Annotated in this window: 10 protein-coding genes; 9 read left to right on the top strand and 1 reads right to left on the bottom strand. The window is 72.8% G+C overall.

Annotation, left to right across the window (positions count from 1 at the left end):
• The 9 genes from ACZ38L_RS33745 to ACZ38L_RS33785 form a co-directional block, all read left to right on the top strand.
• Positions 1–3755: HAMP domain-containing protein (locus tag ACZ38L_RS33745; RefSeq protein ID WP_465700708.1), on the top strand; the 3755-nt coding region annotated here is incomplete at its 5' end.
• A gap of 261 nt (positions 3756–4016) precedes the next feature.
• The gene (locus ACZ38L_RS33750; RefSeq protein WP_396566143.1) at positions 4017–4661 is read left to right on the top strand and encodes a response regulator; all 645 of its coding nucleotides are present in this window, start codon (positions 4017–4019) and stop codon (positions 4659–4661) included.
• A 134-nt stretch (positions 4662–4795) separates the two neighbouring features.
• Positions 4796–7528 carry a DNA translocase FtsK gene (locus ACZ38L_RS33755; RefSeq protein WP_465700712.1) on the top strand — a complete coding sequence of 911 codons (2733 nt, stop codon included), beginning with the start codon at positions 4796–4798 and terminating at the stop codon, positions 7526–7528.
• 156 nt (positions 7529–7684) lie between these two features.
• Positions 7685–8563, top strand: coding sequence for a helix-turn-helix domain-containing protein (locus ACZ38L_RS33760; RefSeq protein WP_465700715.1), 879 nt, complete (start codon positions 7685–7687; stop codon positions 8561–8563).
• 79 nt (positions 8564–8642) lie between these two features.
• Positions 8643–10103 carry a 30S ribosomal protein S12 methylthiotransferase RimO gene (gene rimO / locus ACZ38L_RS33765; RefSeq protein WP_465700718.1) on the top strand — a complete coding sequence of 487 codons (1461 nt, stop codon included), beginning with the start codon at positions 8643–8645 and terminating at the stop codon, positions 10101–10103.
• Entirely contained in the window at positions 10100–10738 is a 639-nt protein-coding gene (gene pgsA, locus ACZ38L_RS33770) for a CDP-diacylglycerol--glycerol-3-phosphate 3-phosphatidyltransferase (RefSeq protein WP_465700722.1), read from the top strand. The genes rimO and pgsA overlap by 4 nt, the downstream gene beginning before the upstream one ends.
• Positions 10735–11247 (top strand): CinA family protein, encoded by a 513-nt coding sequence (locus ACZ38L_RS33775; RefSeq protein ID WP_465700727.1) that lies wholly within the window; start codon positions 10735–10737, stop codon positions 11245–11247. Before pgsA ends, ACZ38L_RS33775 begins: the two co-directional genes overlap by 4 nt.
• Before the next feature lie 262 nt (positions 11248–11509).
• Positions 11510–11878: a helix-turn-helix domain-containing protein gene (locus ACZ38L_RS33780; protein WP_396566132.1), complete on the top strand. Its 369-nt coding sequence runs from the start codon at positions 11510–11512 to the stop codon at positions 11876–11878.
• Positions 11879–11917: 39 nt separating this feature from the next.
• Entirely contained in the window at positions 11918–12259 is a 342-nt protein-coding gene (locus tag ACZ38L_RS33785) for a hypothetical protein (protein WP_465700733.1), read from the top strand.
• Here the strand turns inward: ACZ38L_RS33785 and ACZ38L_RS33790 are convergent.
• Positions 12188–16444: an ATP-dependent helicase gene (locus ACZ38L_RS33790; protein WP_465700735.1), complete on the bottom strand. Its 4257-nt coding sequence runs from the start codon at positions 16442–16444 to the stop codon at positions 12188–12190. The two genes, ACZ38L_RS33785 and ACZ38L_RS33790, sit on opposite strands and share 72 nt — an antisense overlap.
• Positions 16445–16646 lie beyond the last annotated feature (202 nt).

The raw sequence follows: 16646 nt of genomic DNA on the forward strand, positions 1-16646 counted from the left end.
TGTGGCGTGATCTCACCGACTCGGTGAACTTCATGGCCAACAACCTGACCGATCAGGTGCGGAACATCGCGCAGGTGACCACGGCGGTGGCCCGGGGTGATCTCTCGCAGAAGATCGAGGTGGACGCCCGGGGCGAGATCCTGGAGTTGAAGAACACCATCAACACCATGGTCGACCAGCTCTCCGCCTTCGCCGCGCAGGTGACTCGGGTGGCGCGGGACGTGGGGACCGAGGGCCGGCTGGGTGGTCAGGCGCAGGTGCCGGGTGTGGCGGGGGTGTGGCGTGATCTCACCGACTCGGTGAACTTCATGGCCAACAACCTGACCGATCAGGTGCGGAACATCGCGCAGGTGACCACGGCGGTGGCCCGGGGCGATCTCTCGCAGAAGATCCAGGTGGACGCCCGGGGCGAGATCCTGGAGTTGAAGAACACCATCAACACCATGGTCGACCAGCTCTCCGCCTTCGCGGACGAGGTGACCAGGGTGGCCCGGGACGTCGGTACCGAGGGCATCCTGGGCGGCCAGGCGAGCGTCCCCGGGGTCTCCGGCACCTGGAAGGACCTCACCAACAGCGTCAACCTGATGGCCAACAACCTGACCAGCCAGGTGCGCAACATCGCCGAGGTGACCACGGCGGTGGCGCTCGGGGACGTCTCCAAGAAGATCACCGTCGATGCCCGTGGCGAGATCCTGGAGCTGGTGACCACCGTCAACACGATGGTGGACCAGCTGAGCGCGTTCGCCGATGAGGTGACCCGGGTGGCCCGCGAGGTCGGCACCGAGGGCATCCTCGGTGGTCAGGCCAGGGTGCGCGGGGTCTCGGGGATCTGGAAGGACCTCACCGACAACGTCAACTTCATGGCGTCCAACCTGACCAGCCAGGTCCGCAACATCGCCGAGGTGGCCTCCGCGGTGGCCCGCGGTGACCTCTCGAAGAAGATCACCATCGAGGCGCAGGGCGAGGTGGCGGCGCTGGCCGGCACGCTCAACACGATGGTGGACCAGCTGAGCGCCTTCGCCGTCCAGGTGACCCGGGTGGCCCGCGAGGTCGGCACCGACGGCATCCTGGGCGGCCAGGCCGAGGTCCCCGGCGTGGCCGGCATCTGGAAGGACCTGACCGACAACGTCAACCAGATGGCCAGCAACCTGACCGGCCAGGTCCGCAACATCGCCCTGGTGATCACGGCGGTGGCCCGCGGCGACCTGTCACAGAAGATCGACGTCGACGCGCGCGGCGAGATCCTGGAGCTCAAGACCAGCATCAACACGATGGTGGACCAGCTCTCCGCCTTCGCGGACGAGGTGACCCGGGTGGCCCGCGAGGTCGGCACCGACGGCCGACTGGGCGGTCAGGCCCGGGTGCCGGGCGTGGACGGCACCTGGCAGGACCTCACCGAGTCGGTGAACGAGCTGGCCAACAACCTCACCCGGCAGGTCCGCGCGATCGCCCAGGTGGCCACCGCGGTGACCCGCGGTGACCTGTCGCTGCGGATCGACGTGGACGCGTCCGGCGAGCTCGACGAGCTCAAGGACAACATCAACCAGATGATCGCCAACCTGCGCGAGACCACCCGCACCAACCAGGAGCAGGACTGGCTCAAGACCAACATGGCCCGGTTCTCCGGCCTGTTGCAGGGCCGCCGCGACCTGGAGGCGGTCGCCTCACTGATCATGACCGAGCTGACCCCGGTGGTCTCCGCCCAGCACGGCGCGTTCTTCCTGGCCCAACCGGCCGGCCGGACCGCCGAGATGATCACCGAGGACGACGACGAGAGCGACACCGTGCTGCGTCTGATCGGCAGTTACGGCTACCAGCGGCGCTCGATGCCGACCACGTTCCGCCCCGGCGAGTCGCTGGTCGGCCAGGCCGCGGTGGAGAAGCGACCGATCAGCCTGACCGAGACCCCGCCCGGCTACCTGCGGATCGCCTCCGGCCTGGGCGAGGCCGCGCCGGCGCACGTGGTGGTGATGCCGGTGCTGTTCGAGGGCCGGCTGCTCGGGGTGATCGAGCTGGCCACCTTCAGCTCCTTCACCACCGTGGTGATGGACTTCCTCAACCAGATCGCCGACCTGATCGGCGTCACCGTCAACACCATCAGCGTCAACACCAAGACCGAGGGCCTGCTCCTGGAGTCCCAGCGGCTCACCGCCGAACTCTCCATGCGTTCGGCCGAGTTGGAGGCCCGGCAGGAGGAGCTGGAGCGCACCAACGAGGAGTTGCAGGAGAAGGCCGAGCAACTCGCCCAGCAGAACCGTGACATCGAGATCAAGAACAGCGAGATCGAGGAGGCCCGCAAGGTCCTGGAGGAGCGCGCCGAGCAGCTCGCCCTCGCCTCCCGCTACAAGAGCGAGTTCCTCGCCAACATGTCGCACGAGCTGCGCACCCCGCTCAACTCGCTGCTGATCCTCGCCAAGCTGCTCTCCGACAACAACGAGGGCAACCTCTCGCCGAAGCAGGTCGAGTTCGCCGACACCATCCACGGCGCCGGCTCCGACCTGCTCCAGCTGATCAACGACATCCTGGACCTGTCCAAGGTCGAGGCGGGCAAGATGGACGTCCGCCCGGCGAAGATCGCGCTGGTCCAGCTGACCGACTACGTGGAGGCGGCGTTCCGCCCGCTGACCGCCGACAAGGGGCTGGACTTCACGGTCACCGTCTCGCCCGCGTTGCCGGTCACCCTGCACACCGACGAGCAGCGCCTCCAGCAGGTGCTGCGCAACCTGCTCTCCAACGCGGTCAAGTTCACCGACAGCGGCGCCGTCCGGCTTGTCATCGAGCCGGCCGGGCCGGACGTCCCGCAACATGTCCGCGAGCAGCTGCTGGAGTCCGGCCAGATCAAGGACCCGGATGCCCGGCTGGTCGCCTTCTCGGCGACCGACACCGGGATCGGGATCCCCGGCAACAAGCTCCGGGAGATCTTCGAGGCCTTCAAGCAGGCTGACGGCGGCACCAGCCGCAAGTACGGCGGGACCGGCCTCGGTCTGTCGATCAGCCGGGAGATCGCCCGGCTGCTCGGCGGCGAGATCCACGCCGAGAGCGAACTGGGCAAGGGCAGCACCTTCACGCTCTACCTGCCGCTGCGCAGCGAGCCTCCGGGTATCTCGCTGGAGCGCGGTGGCACGCCGGCCGGGCTGCCGGCGGGCCGTCCCGGGACGCTGCGCGCCGCGGTCGGGGTGACGCCGACCGGTCTGCCGGTGCCGGTCGGGGAGAACCCGGCCGACCACTGGGCTCAGGAGGTCCGTGAGCTGGCCCAGGAGCGCCGTCGGGACGCGGCCGAGCGGCGTCGGGCGGCCGCCGCCGAGCCGGTGCCGCCGGCTCGCTCCGAGGAGAGCCCGGCGCCGCGGGCCGGTGCGGGGCCGGCCTTCGACGGGCGCTTCGACGGCGAGCAGGTGCTGATCGTCGACGACGACATCCGCAACGTCTTCGCGCTCACCAGCGTGCTGGAGCAGTACGGGCTGACCGTGCTGTACGCGGAGAACGGGCGCGAGGGCATCGAGGTCCTGGAGCAGCACGAGGACGTCGCGCTGGTGCTGATGGACATCATGATGCCGGAGATGGACGGCTACGCGACCACCGAGGCGATCCGTCGGATGCCGCAGTTCGCCGGACTGCCGATCATCGCGCTGACCGCCAAGGCGATGAAGGGCGACCGGGAGAAGAGCATCGAGGCGGGCGCCTCGGACCACGTCACCAAGCCGGTCGACACCGACCATCTGCTGGGGGTGATGCGGCAGTGGCTGGGGGCGCGTTAGCGGCGGCCGGGGAACGGCGTTTACTGGCGGGCCGCACCGGGAACCCGCTAGGGTCACTCATCGTTGCGAACAGTAACCGGGTGGCGACGGTGTGCAGGCCGGTGCCGCGGCCTCTGGTGCGGCAGATGCCAAACGCGTCTGTTGTGACCATCCGATAGGGCTGGGCAAGGGGGTGCGGCTAGCATGACCGGGTCGGTGGTGGGTGGTACACGGGTGCCGTCGCTCGGAAAACAGGCGGGCTATTCGGCAGGAGGGCGGGTCGTGGTGCAGAAAGCGAAGATCCTCCTGGTCGACGACCGGCCGGAGAACCTCCTGGCTCTGGAGGCCATCCTCTCCGCGCTCGACCAGACGCTGGTCCGCGCCGTCTCGGGCGAGGAGGCGCTCAAGGCGCTGCTCACCGACGACTTCGCGGTGATCCTGCTGGACGTTCAGATGCCCGGCATGGACGGCTTCGAGACGGCCGCCCACATCAAGCGCCGCGAGCGCACCCGGGACATCCCGATCATCTTCCTGACCGCGATCAACCACGGCCCGCACCACACCTTCCGCGGTTACGCGGCGGGCGCCGTGGACTACATCTCCAAGCCCTTCGACCCCTGGGTGCTGCGCGCCAAGGTCTCCGTCTTCGTCGACCTCTACATGAAGAACTGCCAGCTCAAGGAGCAGGCCGCGCTGTTGCGGCTGCAGCTGGAGGACGACCGGCAGGGCAAGGAGTCGGCCGAGCCGCTGCTCGCCGAGCTGTCCGCCCGGCTGGCCTCGGTGGAGGAACAGGCCGAGGCGCTCAGCAAGCAGCTGGACGAGTCGCCGGAGGCCGGCGCCGCGGCCACCGCCGCCCACCTGGAGCGCAAGCTGGCCGGGCTGCGGGCCGCGCTGGAGGCGCTGCGGCCGGGGGCCGACCCGGCCTGAGCCGGCGTCACGGCTGAGCCGCCGGGGTGAATCCGCACCCCGGTGACGGTGTGTCGGCCGGCGTGGCGACACGCGAGGGGCACGGCGGTCGGTCACATGTCCAGCGGTCCGGACCGCCGGTAGGCTCTGGTCCCATGGCCACACGTACGCCCGGAAGCGCGGCACGCACCCCGAGCCCGGGACCGGCGAAGAAGGCCGCCCCGGCGAAGAAGACCACGCCCAGGAAGGCGCCCGCGAAGAAGTCGGCCGCGGGCAAGGCCCCGGCCCAGACCCCGGCGAAGGCCGCCGCGCCCAAGCCGGCCGGCCGCCGGCCCGTCACCGCGCCGGCCGCGAGCCGGGCGTCCGCGCGGCAGCCGTTCCTGTTCCGCGCGGTGCGGGCCTGCTGGCTGGGCATGGCGCACAGCGTGGGCGCGCTCTTCCGCGGGGTGGGCGACGGCGCCAAGGGCCTGCACCCGTCCCACCGCAAGGACGGGCTGGGGCTGCTGCTGCTGGGGCTGGCGCTGGTCACCGCGGCGGGGACGTGGTTCAGCCCGCAGGGCTGGCTGGGCTCGGTCGCCACCAGCGTGGTCGCCGGGCTGTTCGGCCGGCTGGACGTGCTGGTCCCGCTGCTGCTGCTCGGCATCGCGGTGCGGTTGCTGCGCCACCCCGAGCTGCCGGAGGCGAACGGACGGATCGTCATCGGGCTGAGCACGTTGGTGATCGGCGTCCTGGGCCTGGTCCACATCGGCTGCGGCGCACCCGGCATGCAGAGCGGCGCGACCCGGATCCGGGAGGCCGGCGGCATCCTCGGCTGGGCCGTCTCCACCCCGATGATGGCCGCGGCCGGTCCGCCGCTGGCCGTCCCGCTGCTCCTGCTGCTGGCCTTCTTCGGCCTGCTGGTGGTCACCGCCACCCCGGTGAACCGGATCCCGGAGCGGCTGCGGCTGCTCGGTGAGCGGCTCGGCGTGGTCGAGCCGAGCCTGGCCGACGAGCTGGACGGGGAGTACCGCACCGGCGACCGTGAGCTCTCCACCGACCCGCCGGAGGACGCCGACCCGGAGGCGCTGCCGTACACCGTCGACGGCGAGCAGGACCCGCAGGACGAGGTGGCCGCCCGCCGGCGCCGGCGCGGCCGCCGCAAGCAGGTGGACGAGCCGGAGCTGGAGCCGGCCGTGCCCGACATGTTCGTCAAGGACCCGTTCCAGACCCGCGACCTGGCCGCCGGAGTGGCCGCCGACCTGGACGGCGCGCTGCTCTACGGGGTGCCCGCCTCGCCGGCGGTGGCCAGCGTGATGCACCAGGTGCAGGACCGGACGGCGCAGCCGGAGGAGCCGGCCGTGCCGCCCGCCCGCACCGCTGCGGCCGGCGCGCCCGCCGACGCCACGCCGGCCCCGACCCGGATGGAGCAGCTCCAGCTCTCCGGTGACGTCAGCTACGCGCTGCCCCCGCTGGACCTGCTGGAGCGCGGCGGCCCGGCCAAGGCCCGCAGCAAGATCAACGACGACGTGGTGGCCCAGCTCACCAGCACCTTCGCCGAGTTCAAGGTGGACGCCCGGGTCACCGGCTTCACCCGGGGCCCGACGGTCACCCGCTACGAGGTCGAGCTCGGCCCGGCCGTCAAGGTCGAGCGGATCACCGCGCTGGCGAAGAACATCGCCTACGCGGTGGCCAGCCCGGACGTCCGGATCATCAGCCCGATCCCCGGCAAGTCGGCGGTCGGCATCGAGATCCCCAACCGGGACCGGGAGATGGTCAACCTCGGCGACCTGCTGCGTTCGCGCGCCGCGGCCGAGGACGACCACCCGATGCTGGTCGGCATGGGCAAGGACGTCGAGGGCCACACGGTGATGGCCAACCTGGCCAAGATGCCGCACATCCTGGTCGCCGGCGCCACCGGCGCGGGCAAGTCCTCGTGCATCAACTGCCTGATCACGTCCGTCCTGGTCCGGGCCACCCCGGACGAGGTCCGGATGGTCCTGGTCGACCCCAAGCGGGTCGAGCTGACCGCCTACGAGGGCATCCCGCACCTGATCACGCCGATCATCACCAACCCCAAGAAGGCGGCCGAGGCGCTGCAGTGGGTGGTCCGCGAGATGGACCTGCGCTACGACGACCTCGCGGCGTACGGGTTCCGGCACGTGGACGACTTCAACGCCGCGGTACGGGCCGGCAAGGTCACTCCGCCGCTCGGCAGCGAGCGGGAGCTGACGCCGTATCCGTACCTGCTGGTGATCGTTGACGAGTTGGCGGACCTGATGATGGTCGCGCCCCGGGACGTCGAGGACTCGGTGGTCCGGATCACCCAGCTGGCCCGAGCGGCCGGCATCCACCTGGTGCTCGCCACCCAGCGGCCCTCGGTGGACGTGGTGACCGGTCTGATCAAGGCCAACGTGCCGTCCCGGCTGGCCTTCGCCACCTCGGCGATGGCGGACTCCCGGGTCATCCTGGACCAGCCCGGCGCCGAGAAGCTGATCGGCAAGGGCGACGCGCTCTTCCTGCCGATGGGCGCGAGCAAGCCGGTCCGGATGCAGGGCGGCTTCGTCACCGAGGCGGAGATCGCCGCGGTGGTCCAGCACTGCAAGGACCAGCTGGCCGCCGTCTACCGGGACGACGTGGTGGTCGGTGGCGGACCGAAGAAGGAAATCGACGAGGAGATCGGTGATGACCTGGAGCTGTTGATCCAGGCGGCCGAGCTGGTGGTCTCCACCCAGTTCGGTTCGACCTCGATGCTGCAGCGCAAGCTGCGGGTCGGCTTCGCCAAGGCCGGTCGGCTGATGGACCTGATGGAGTCGCGCGGGATCGTGGGCCCCAGCGAGGGGTCCAAGGCGCGCGACGTCCTGGTCAAGCCGGACGAGCTGGACGGGGTGCTGGCCACGATCCGGGGGTGACCCGCTGGGCTGAACGGGTGTCAGCGATCCGGCGGAGCCGCTGACCCCATCCGCGTGTTTGGTTGCGCGTTCGGTCGAGTTCCGCTTGAGAAACGATTCACCTGCCCCCCTAGACTGTTCTTCCAGCAACTGGCCCCCGCTCGAAAGGCGTGCCCAGTGACTCTCGGCTCTTCCCCCCGCGACAACCGCCGGTCCGCCGCCTCCGCCAGTGCCTCCGCCAGTGTCGAGCCCCAGGAACCTGCCGGGCCGCGGGACGAGGGCTCCGGCATCGGCCGCACCCTGGCCACCGCCCGGCTGAACGCGGGCCTCACGGTGGATGAGGTGAGCGTCGCCACCCGGGTCCGGGTGCCGATCGTGCACGCCATCGAGGAGGACGACTTCACCCGTTGCGGCGGGGACTTCTACGTCCGTGGGCACCTGCGGGCGCTCGCCCGGGCGGTCGGCGCCGACGGCGACGCCCTGGTCGCCCGCTACCAGGCGACCCACACCGACGAGCCGATCCCGCTCGCCCCGGTGGCCGCGCTGGAGGCCCGCCGGATCCGGGCCGACCACGGTGGTCGGCCGAACTGGACGATCGCCATGGTGCTGGCCATCCTCGCGGTGATCGCCCTGATCGGCTTCAACGTGCTCACCGGCAAGCCGCACCGGATCGCCGCCGGCTCGATCAACGCCCCGACCCCCAGCGCCGCCGCCTCCGCGCCGGCCGCGTCCCCGGCCGGCAACCAGCCGCCCGCGCCGGCGTCCAGCGCGGCCCCGATCGCCGCCGCCCCGGCCGACAAGGTCACCGTCAAGCTGGTCGCCGAGACCGGCACCAGCTGGGTCACCGCGATGGACGGCAGCGGGAACTCGCTCTTCCAGAACAACCTGGACGAGGGCAAGGACCAGACCTTCACCGATCCCAAGCAGATCAAGCTGGTGATCGGCAACGCCTCGGCCGTACACCTGTACGTCAACGGCAAGGACCTCGGCGCCGCCGGCAAGGACGGCGAGGTGGCCCACCTGACCTACACCCCGGGCGACCCGCAGGCCGGCTGAGACCCTGCGGACCGGCGAATCCCGAACGTGCGGCCTCCGGGGGAAACGGCACCGTGGGCCGCGCGTTAATCTTGGCCCTATGCCTGAACGCCGTACTGTCGCCCTTGTCACGCTCGGATGCGCCCGCAACGAGGTGGACTCCGAGGAACTCGCCGGGCGACTGGAGGCCGATGGCTGGCAGCTGGTCGACGATGCCGCCGAGGCCGATGTCGCCGTGGTCAACACCTGCGGCTTCGTCGAGGCCGCCAAGAAGGACTCGGTGGACGCGCTGCTGGAGGCCAACGACCTCAAGGGTCACGGCCGCACCCAGGCCGTGGTCGCGGTCGGCTGCATGGCCGAGCGGTACGGCAAGGAGCTGGCCGACGCGCTGCCCGAGGCCGACGGGGTGCTCGGCTTCGACGACTACGCGAACATCAGCGACCGCCTGCAGACCATCCTCTCCGGCGGCCACCACGCCGCCCACCTGCCGCGGGACCGCCGCAAGCTGCTCCCGCTGACCCCAGTCGAGCGACAGGCCGCGGCCACCGAGGTCGCGTTGCCCGGACACGGGAGCCCGGCGGACCTGCCCGAGGGGCTGGCCCCCGCCTCCGGGCCGCGCACCCTGCGTAAGCGGCTGGACGACAGCCCGGTGGCCTCGGTCAAGCTGGCCTCCGGTTGCGACCGCCGCTGCTCGTTCTGCGCGATCCCGGCCTTCCGCGGCTCGTTCATCTCCCGCCGGCCCTCGGACGTGCTGCAGGAGGCGCAGTGGCTGGCCGGCCAGGGCGTCCGCGAGATTGTCCTGGTCAGCGAGAACAACACCTCGTACGGCAAGGACCTGGGCGACATCCGGCTGCTGGAGACGCTGCTCGGCGAGATCGCCGGGCTGCCCGGCGTCGAGCGGGTGCGGGTCAGCTACCTGCAGCCCGCCGAGATGCGGCCCGGCCTGATCGACGCGATGACCGGCACCGCCGACGTGGTGCCCTACTTCGACCTCTCCTTCCAGCACTCGGCGCCGGCCGTACTGCGCCGGATGCGCAGGTTCGGCAGCACCGACCAGTTCCTGGAGCTGCTGAAGACCATCCGGGACAAGGCCCCGCAGGCCGGTGCCCGCTCCAACTTCATCGTCGGGTTCCCCGGCGAGACCGAGGAGGACTTCGCCGAGCTGGAACGCTTCGTCACGCACGCCGGCCTGGACGCGATCGGCGTCTTCGGCTACTCCGACGAGGACGGCACCGAGGCGGCCGGCTACGACGGCAAGCTGCCCGAGGACGTGGTGGCCGACCGGCTCGCCCGGCTGTCGAAGCTGGCCGAGGAGCTCACCGCCCAGCGCGCCGAGCAGCGGATCGGCACCGAGATCGAGGTGCTGGTCGAGTCGGTCGAGGGCGACCTGGTGGAGGGCCGGGCGGCCCACCAGGCCCCCGAGACGGACGGCCTGACCACGCTGACCGGGGCGTCCGGCGCCGAGGTCGGCCAGTTCTACCGGGCCCGCGTGGTGGCCTCGGAGGGCGTCGACCTGGTCGCCGAGGCGATCGAGCTCTGCCGTCAGGTGGCCGCGGCATGACCGGCGGGCCGGGCAGCCCGGCGGCGGCCCGCCCGGCCCGGAACGGGGCTGCGCAGCGGTCGGAGCCGTCGCTGTGGAACCTCGCCAACCTGCTGACGATGCTCCGGCTGGCCTTGGTGCCGGTCTTCACCCTGCTGCTCCTCGCCGACGGCGGGCACAACCCCAAGTGGCGCGCGGTGGCCTGGGCGGCTTTCGCGATCGCCATGATCACCGACCTGTTCGACGGCGAGATCGCCCGTCGCAAGGGGTTGGTGACCGACTTCGGCAAGATCGCCGACCCGATCGCCGACAAAGCGATCATGGGGGCGGCGCTGGTCGGGCTCTCCGCCCTGGGGGACCTGCCCTGGTGGGTCACCGCGGTGATCCTGGCGCGAGAACTGGGTATCACCCTGATGCGGTTCTGGGTGATCCGCTACAGCGTGATCCCGGCCAGCCGGGGCGGCAAGCTCAAGACCCTGACCCAGGGGATCGCGGTCGGCATGTACGTGCTTCCGCTGACCGGTTGGCTGGCCACCGGGCGCGCGGTGGTGATCGGGCTGGCGGTGGTCCTGACCGTCGGCACCGGCGCCGACTACGTGCGCCAGGCCGTCCGGCTGCGCCGGGAAGGGCTGGCGAAGGCCAAGGAGAGCGGATGACGGACTACTACACCCTCGCCGAACAGGTGCACGCGGAACTCCGCGGGGCGGGCGCGACGCTGGCGGTCGCCGAGTCGCTGACCGGGGGCATGCTGGCGTCCCAGCTGGTGGAGGTGCCGGGGGCCTCGGAGACCTTCCGGGGTTCGATCACCGCCTACGCCACCGAGCTCAAGGCCTCGCTGCTCGGCGTGGACGAGGGCCTGCTCGCGGTGCACGGGCCGATCCACCCGCTGGTGGCCCGACAGATGGCCGAGGGGGTTCGCACCCTGTTCGGCGCCACCTTCGGACTTGCCACAACCGGGGTGGCCGGACCCGGACCGCAGGACGGGAAGCCGGCCGGCACGGTACACCTTGGATTCGCCGGTCCGAGCGGAAGTGCGGCGAGATCGCCCCGGCTGTCCGGTGACCGTGCCACAATCCGTCAGATGGCGGTGACCGGGGCGCTGGAGTTCTTCCTGGCCCGGTCGCTGGTCGAGATCGAGGCGGCGGAAGCCACCACACCGCGCTGAAGCTTTGCCGAACAGGGAGAATCGGGGGGACGGGGTGAGAACCACGCGGCCGACGGGCCGATCGTCGTCGTCGGAGGGTTCGGGAACACCGCGTCCCACGCGCTCCGAGTGGGGCGTGCCCGGGGCAGGGGCGGGAACAACAGGGGAAGGGGATCGCTTGCAGCCCAGAGTGAACACGACCACGGTCCCCGCACACGAAGCGGGCAAGGCGGTACGGTGGGGTCGTGACATCTCGATCCGCAGTCCGAGGAGGGAGCCACCGATGATCCTGCTCCGTCGCCTCTTGGGTGACGTGCTGCGTCGGCAGCGCCAGCGCCAGGGCCGCACACTGCGCGAGGTGTCGGCCGCCGCACGAGTTTCGCTCGGCTATCTCTCCGAGGTCGAGCGCGGGCAGAAGGAGGCCTCCTCCGAACTGCTCTCCGCGATCTGCGACGCACTGGACGTCCGGATGTCCGAGGTCATGCGCGAGGTGAGCGACGAGCTGTCGCTGGCCGAGCTCGCGGCGATGGCCTCGCTCTCCGAGGGCGACCTGCTGCGTCCGGTGCTGGAGCCCGTACCGCTGCCGGCCCCGGGCGACCGCATGAGCTCGATCACTCCGAAGGCCGCGGCCGTGGACGTGGTCGCTGCCTGACCTCGCCCTGCAGTGGGGGGTCGAGAGAAGGGGGCGCGGATGCGCCGCTCCGTCGACGGCGGGCCCTCGGGCCGAATAGGCCCGGGTGGCCGAGGCCGACCGTTCGCCGCGCGTACCCCGCGCCAGTGGGTGGTGACCACCCTGCTGAGCGGGTTGTGCTGGTGGTTGGTGCTGGGTGGCGGTCTGCCGGCCGGCGGAACCGCCACCGTGCTCGGGCTGCTGACGCTCGCCGGCTGGGGGCTCGGCGTGCTCCCGATACACAGCGACCACCGGCTCAGCGGGCCGCAGCGCCGGGCGCCCCGGGCGGGGCTAGCTCCGCATCCGCAGTCCGCGAGTGGTGGGGTGGAAACCGGCCTGTTCCAGGACGGTGCCCAGCGCTGAGGTGAGCGCCGGTTCGCCGTTCGCCCGTTCGACCGTCACGCTGCTCAGCAGCCCCTGCCGGACCGCCCCGGCCAGCCCCTGCACCGCCACGGCCAGCACCTCGGGCTGCTCGGCCCAGGACATCAGCGACTTGCCGCCGCGCTCCACGTAGAGCGTCAGCGCCCCATCGACCAGGACCACCAGCGCGCCGGCCTTGCGGCCCGGGCGGTGGGCCGTCGCCTGCTCGCCCGGCGGCTCGGGCCAGGGCAGCGCGGCGCCGTAGGCATTGGCCGGGTCGGCGGCGGCCAGCACTTGGACCTCCGGCTCGCGGCCCCCCGCCGGTGAGCCCGTCCACTCCGGGCCGGCGGCGCGCTCCAACCGGCCGTTGACCGAGCGCAGCCGGTCCGCGGCGCCGTCCAGCGCGAACTGCGCGCCGCCCAGCCCCTCCACCAGGTAGCCCCGGCGGGCCCGGCCGCGCTCCTCGAAGGCCGACAGCACCCGGTAGACGCCGGCGAAGCCGCCGGGCAGCCGCTCGGCCTGGACCGCGCCACGGGTGAGCACGCCGTGCCGGTCCAGCAGCAGCTGGGCCTGGGCGGCGGCCCGGACGGTCGGGTCGGCGGTCGGCTCGGCCAGCAGCGACCAGCGGCCGGCCAGCGTCGGGTCGGCCGGCCGGGCCGGGGAACGGCCCAGCAGTCCGTAGCGGCCGCGTGGCACGGCCCGCGGCGCGCGGTGGGCGGTGGCGCCCGCCGTCCGGCCCGAGCCGAGCAGGGCGCGCAGCGGGGCCAGCGTGTCGTTGCTGACGTAGCCGGCCCAGACCAGATCCCAGAGTGCGGCGGCCAGCTCGGCCGGCGGGGTGTCCGGCACCCGCTCGGCCAGCTGGCGCAGGTAGAGGCCGTAGCCGCTGGAGAGGGCGTCCAGCAGCGCCTCGTGCAGCGGGGTCCGGGTCAGCGGGAGCGGGTCGGGGCGCAGCAGATGCGCGGCGTCGGCCAGGTGCAGGCTGAGCCAACCGTCCTTGCCGGGCAGCGCGCCGGCGCCGGACCAGCCCACCTCGCCGGAGGCCATCAGCTCGTCCAGCAGCTCGGGCCGGTAGTCGGTCAGCCGGGCGGGCAGGATCAGCCGCTCCAACGCCGAGGCGGGCAGGGCGGCGCCCTGGAGCTGTTCGACCACCCGGAGCAGGCCGTCCACGCCGCGCAACCGGTGGCCGCCCAGGTGCTGCCACTGGGGGAGGAAGGCGGCCAGCGCGCGCGGCGGCACCGCCTCGACCTCCTGCCGGAGGGCGGCCAGCGAGCGACGGCGCAGCCGGCGCAGCACCTCGGCGTCGCACCACTCGGTCTCGCCGCCGCCGCCCGCCTCGACCGGGCGGAACTCGCCCTGGACCAGCCGCCCGGTGGCGGTCAGTCGGTGCAGCGCGCCGGCGACCACGGCGGCGCCGAGGCCGAACCGGGCGGCGGCCTGGTGCGCGGTGAACGGGCCGTGGGTGCGGGCGTGCCGGGCCAGCAGGTCGCCCAGCGGGTCGCGGACCGGCTCGGTGAAGGCCTCGGGGATGCCGACCGGCAGCGGGGTGCCGAGCGCGTCGCCGAGCCGGCCGGCGTCCTCGATCGCGGCCCAGCGCTGCTCGCCCGCGATCCGGACCGAGACGGCCCGGCGGGCGGCCTGGAGTTCGGCGGCCCAGTCCGGGTCCGCGCCGCGGGCAGCCAGCTCCTCGGTGGAGAGCGGGCCGAGCAGCCGCAGCGCGTCGGCCAGGCCCTCGGTGTCCTTGATCCGGCGGTCCGGGGTGAGCCGCTGGAGCTCGGCCTCCAGCTCGGCCAGCACGGCCGGGTCGATCAGCTCGCGCAGTTCGGGCTGGCCGAGCAGCTCGCCGAGCAGCCGGGAATCCAGCGCCAGGGCGGCGGCCCGGCGCTCGGCGAGCGGGGAGTCGCCCTCGTAGAGGTACTGGGCGACGTAGCCGAAGAGCAGTGAGCGGGCGAAGGGGGAGGGCTCGGGGGTGGTGACCTCGACCAGGCGGACGGCGCGCGATTCGAGGTCGCACATCAGCTCGACCAGGCCGGGGACGTCGAAGACGTCCTGCAGGCACTCCCGGACGGCCTCCAGCACGATCGGGAAGGAACCGAACTCGGAGGCGACCTCCAGGAGCTGGGCGGCGCGCTGGCGCTGCTGCCAGAGCGGGGTCCGCCGGCCGGGGCTGCGCCGGGGCAGCAGCAGGGCCCGGCCCGCGCACTCGCGGAACCGGGCGGCGAACAGCGCGGAGCCGCCGACCTGGTCGGTGACCAGTTGCTCGATCTCGGTGGGGTCGAAGAGCACGGCGTCGGCGCCGACGGGTGCCTCGTCGGGGGCGGCGGTGGTCGCGTCGCTCGGGAAGTCGAGCAGATCGACGTCCGGGAGTCGCAGCACGATGCCGTCGTCGCCGTGCATCACCTGCGGGTCCAGGCCGTGCCGCTCGCGCAGCCGGGCGCCGAGGGCCAGCGCCCATGGGGCGTGCACCTGGGCGCCGAACGGGGAGTGGATGACGATCCGCCAGTCGCCCAGCTCGTCGCGGAAGCGCTCGACCACGATCGTCCGGTCGTCCGGCAGGTGGCCGGCGGCCTGGCGCTGCTCGGTCAGGTAGCCGAGCAGGTTACCGGCCGCCCAGTCGTCGAGCCCGGCGGCGAGCAGCCGGGCGTGCGCCTGCGGCTCGGGCAGGCCACCCAGCTCGCGGACGAAGGCGCCGAGCGCCCGGCCCAGCTCCAGCGGCCGGCCGAGCGCGTCGCCCTTCCAGAACGGCAGCCGGCCCGGCACGCCCGGGGCCGGGGTGACCATGACCCGGTCGTGGGTGATCTCCTGGATCCGCCAGGAGCTGGTGCCCAGGGTGAAGACGTCGCCGACCCGGGACTCGTAGACCATCTCCTCGTCCAGCTCGCCGACCCGGCCGCCGCCCTTCTTCGGGTCCGCGCCGACGATGAAGACACCGAACAGGCCGCGGTCGGGGATCGTCCCGCCGGAGGTGACGGCCAGCCGCTGGGCGCCGGGGCGCCCGGTGACGGTGCCCGCGACGCGGTCCCAGACCAGCCGCGGGCGCAGCTCGGCGAAGGCGTCCGAGGGGTAGCGGCCGGCCAGCATGTCGAGCACCGAGTCGAAGGCGGACCGCGGCAGGCCGGCGAACGGCGCGGCCCGGCGGACCAGGGCGAGCAACTCCTCGACGTCCCAGGAGTCGAGGGCGGTGATCGCGACCAGCTGCTGGGCGAGCACGTCCAGCGGGTTGCGCGGGATCCGCAGCGCCTCGATCCGCCCCGCCCGCATCCGCTCGGTCACCACCGCGGACTGCACCAGGTCACCGCGGAACTTGGGGAAGACCACACCGGTGGAGACCGCGCCGACCTGATGCCCGGCCCGGCCGACCCGCTGCAGCCCGGAGGCCACCGAGGGCGGCGACTCGACCTGCACCACCAGGTCGACCGCGCCCATGTCGATGCCGAGCTCCAGGCTGGAGGTGGCGACCACGGCGGGCAGCCGGCCGGCCTTGAGGTCCTCCTCCACCTGGGCGCGCTGCTCCTTGGAGACCGAGCCGTGGTGGGCCCGGGCGAGCACCGGCGGCGCGCCCTTGGCGGCGCCCGAGCCGCCCATCAGCTGCGCCGGGGCGTGCGCCTCGGCTGCGGGCCGTCCGTCCCGTTCCAGCGCGATCTCGTTCAGCCGGTTGCACAGCCGCTCGGCCAGCCGGCGCGAGTTGGCGAACACGATGGTCGAGCGGTGGGCCTGGACCAGGTCGACGATCCGCTCCTCGACGTGCGGCCAGATCGAGGAGTGCCGAGCCGGGTCGTCGGCCACCGGGGCCGGGGCCAGCTCGGCCAGGTCGGCGACCGGGACGACCACGGAGAGGTCGAACCGCTTGGCGGAAGGTGGCTGGACCACGGTGGCGCCGCGCAGCGGGCTGAGGAAGCGGGCCACCTCCTGCACCGGGCGGACCGTGGCGGACAGGCCGATCCGCCGGGCCGGGCGGTCCAGCAGCTGGTCCAGCCGCTCCAGGCTGAGCGCCAGGTGGGCGCCGCGCTTGGTGCCGGCGACGGCGTGCACCTCGTCCAGGATCACCGTGTCGACTCCGCGCAGCGCCTCCCGGGAGGCCGAGGTGAGCAGCAGGAAGAGCGACTCGGGGGTGGTGATCAGGATGTCCGGCGGGTGGCTCTGGAAGCGGCGGCGATCGGCCGCGGGGGTGTCCCCGGAGCGGATCGCCACCTGGACCTGGGGGTGGGGGGGGGGGGGGGAGGAGGGGGGGGGGGGGGGGGGCGGCGGAGGGGGGGGGGGGGGGGGGGGGGGGGGGGGGGGGGGGGTGGGGGGTGGCGGGGGGGGGGGGGGGGGGGGGCGGTGAGAGGGCCCACAGCAGCCAGGTGAAGAGGTTCGGCCGTACTGCTCCGCGCAGCGTTCGCAGCGCGTAGAC

The organism is Kitasatospora sp. NPDC024654, from assembly GCF_055559155.1.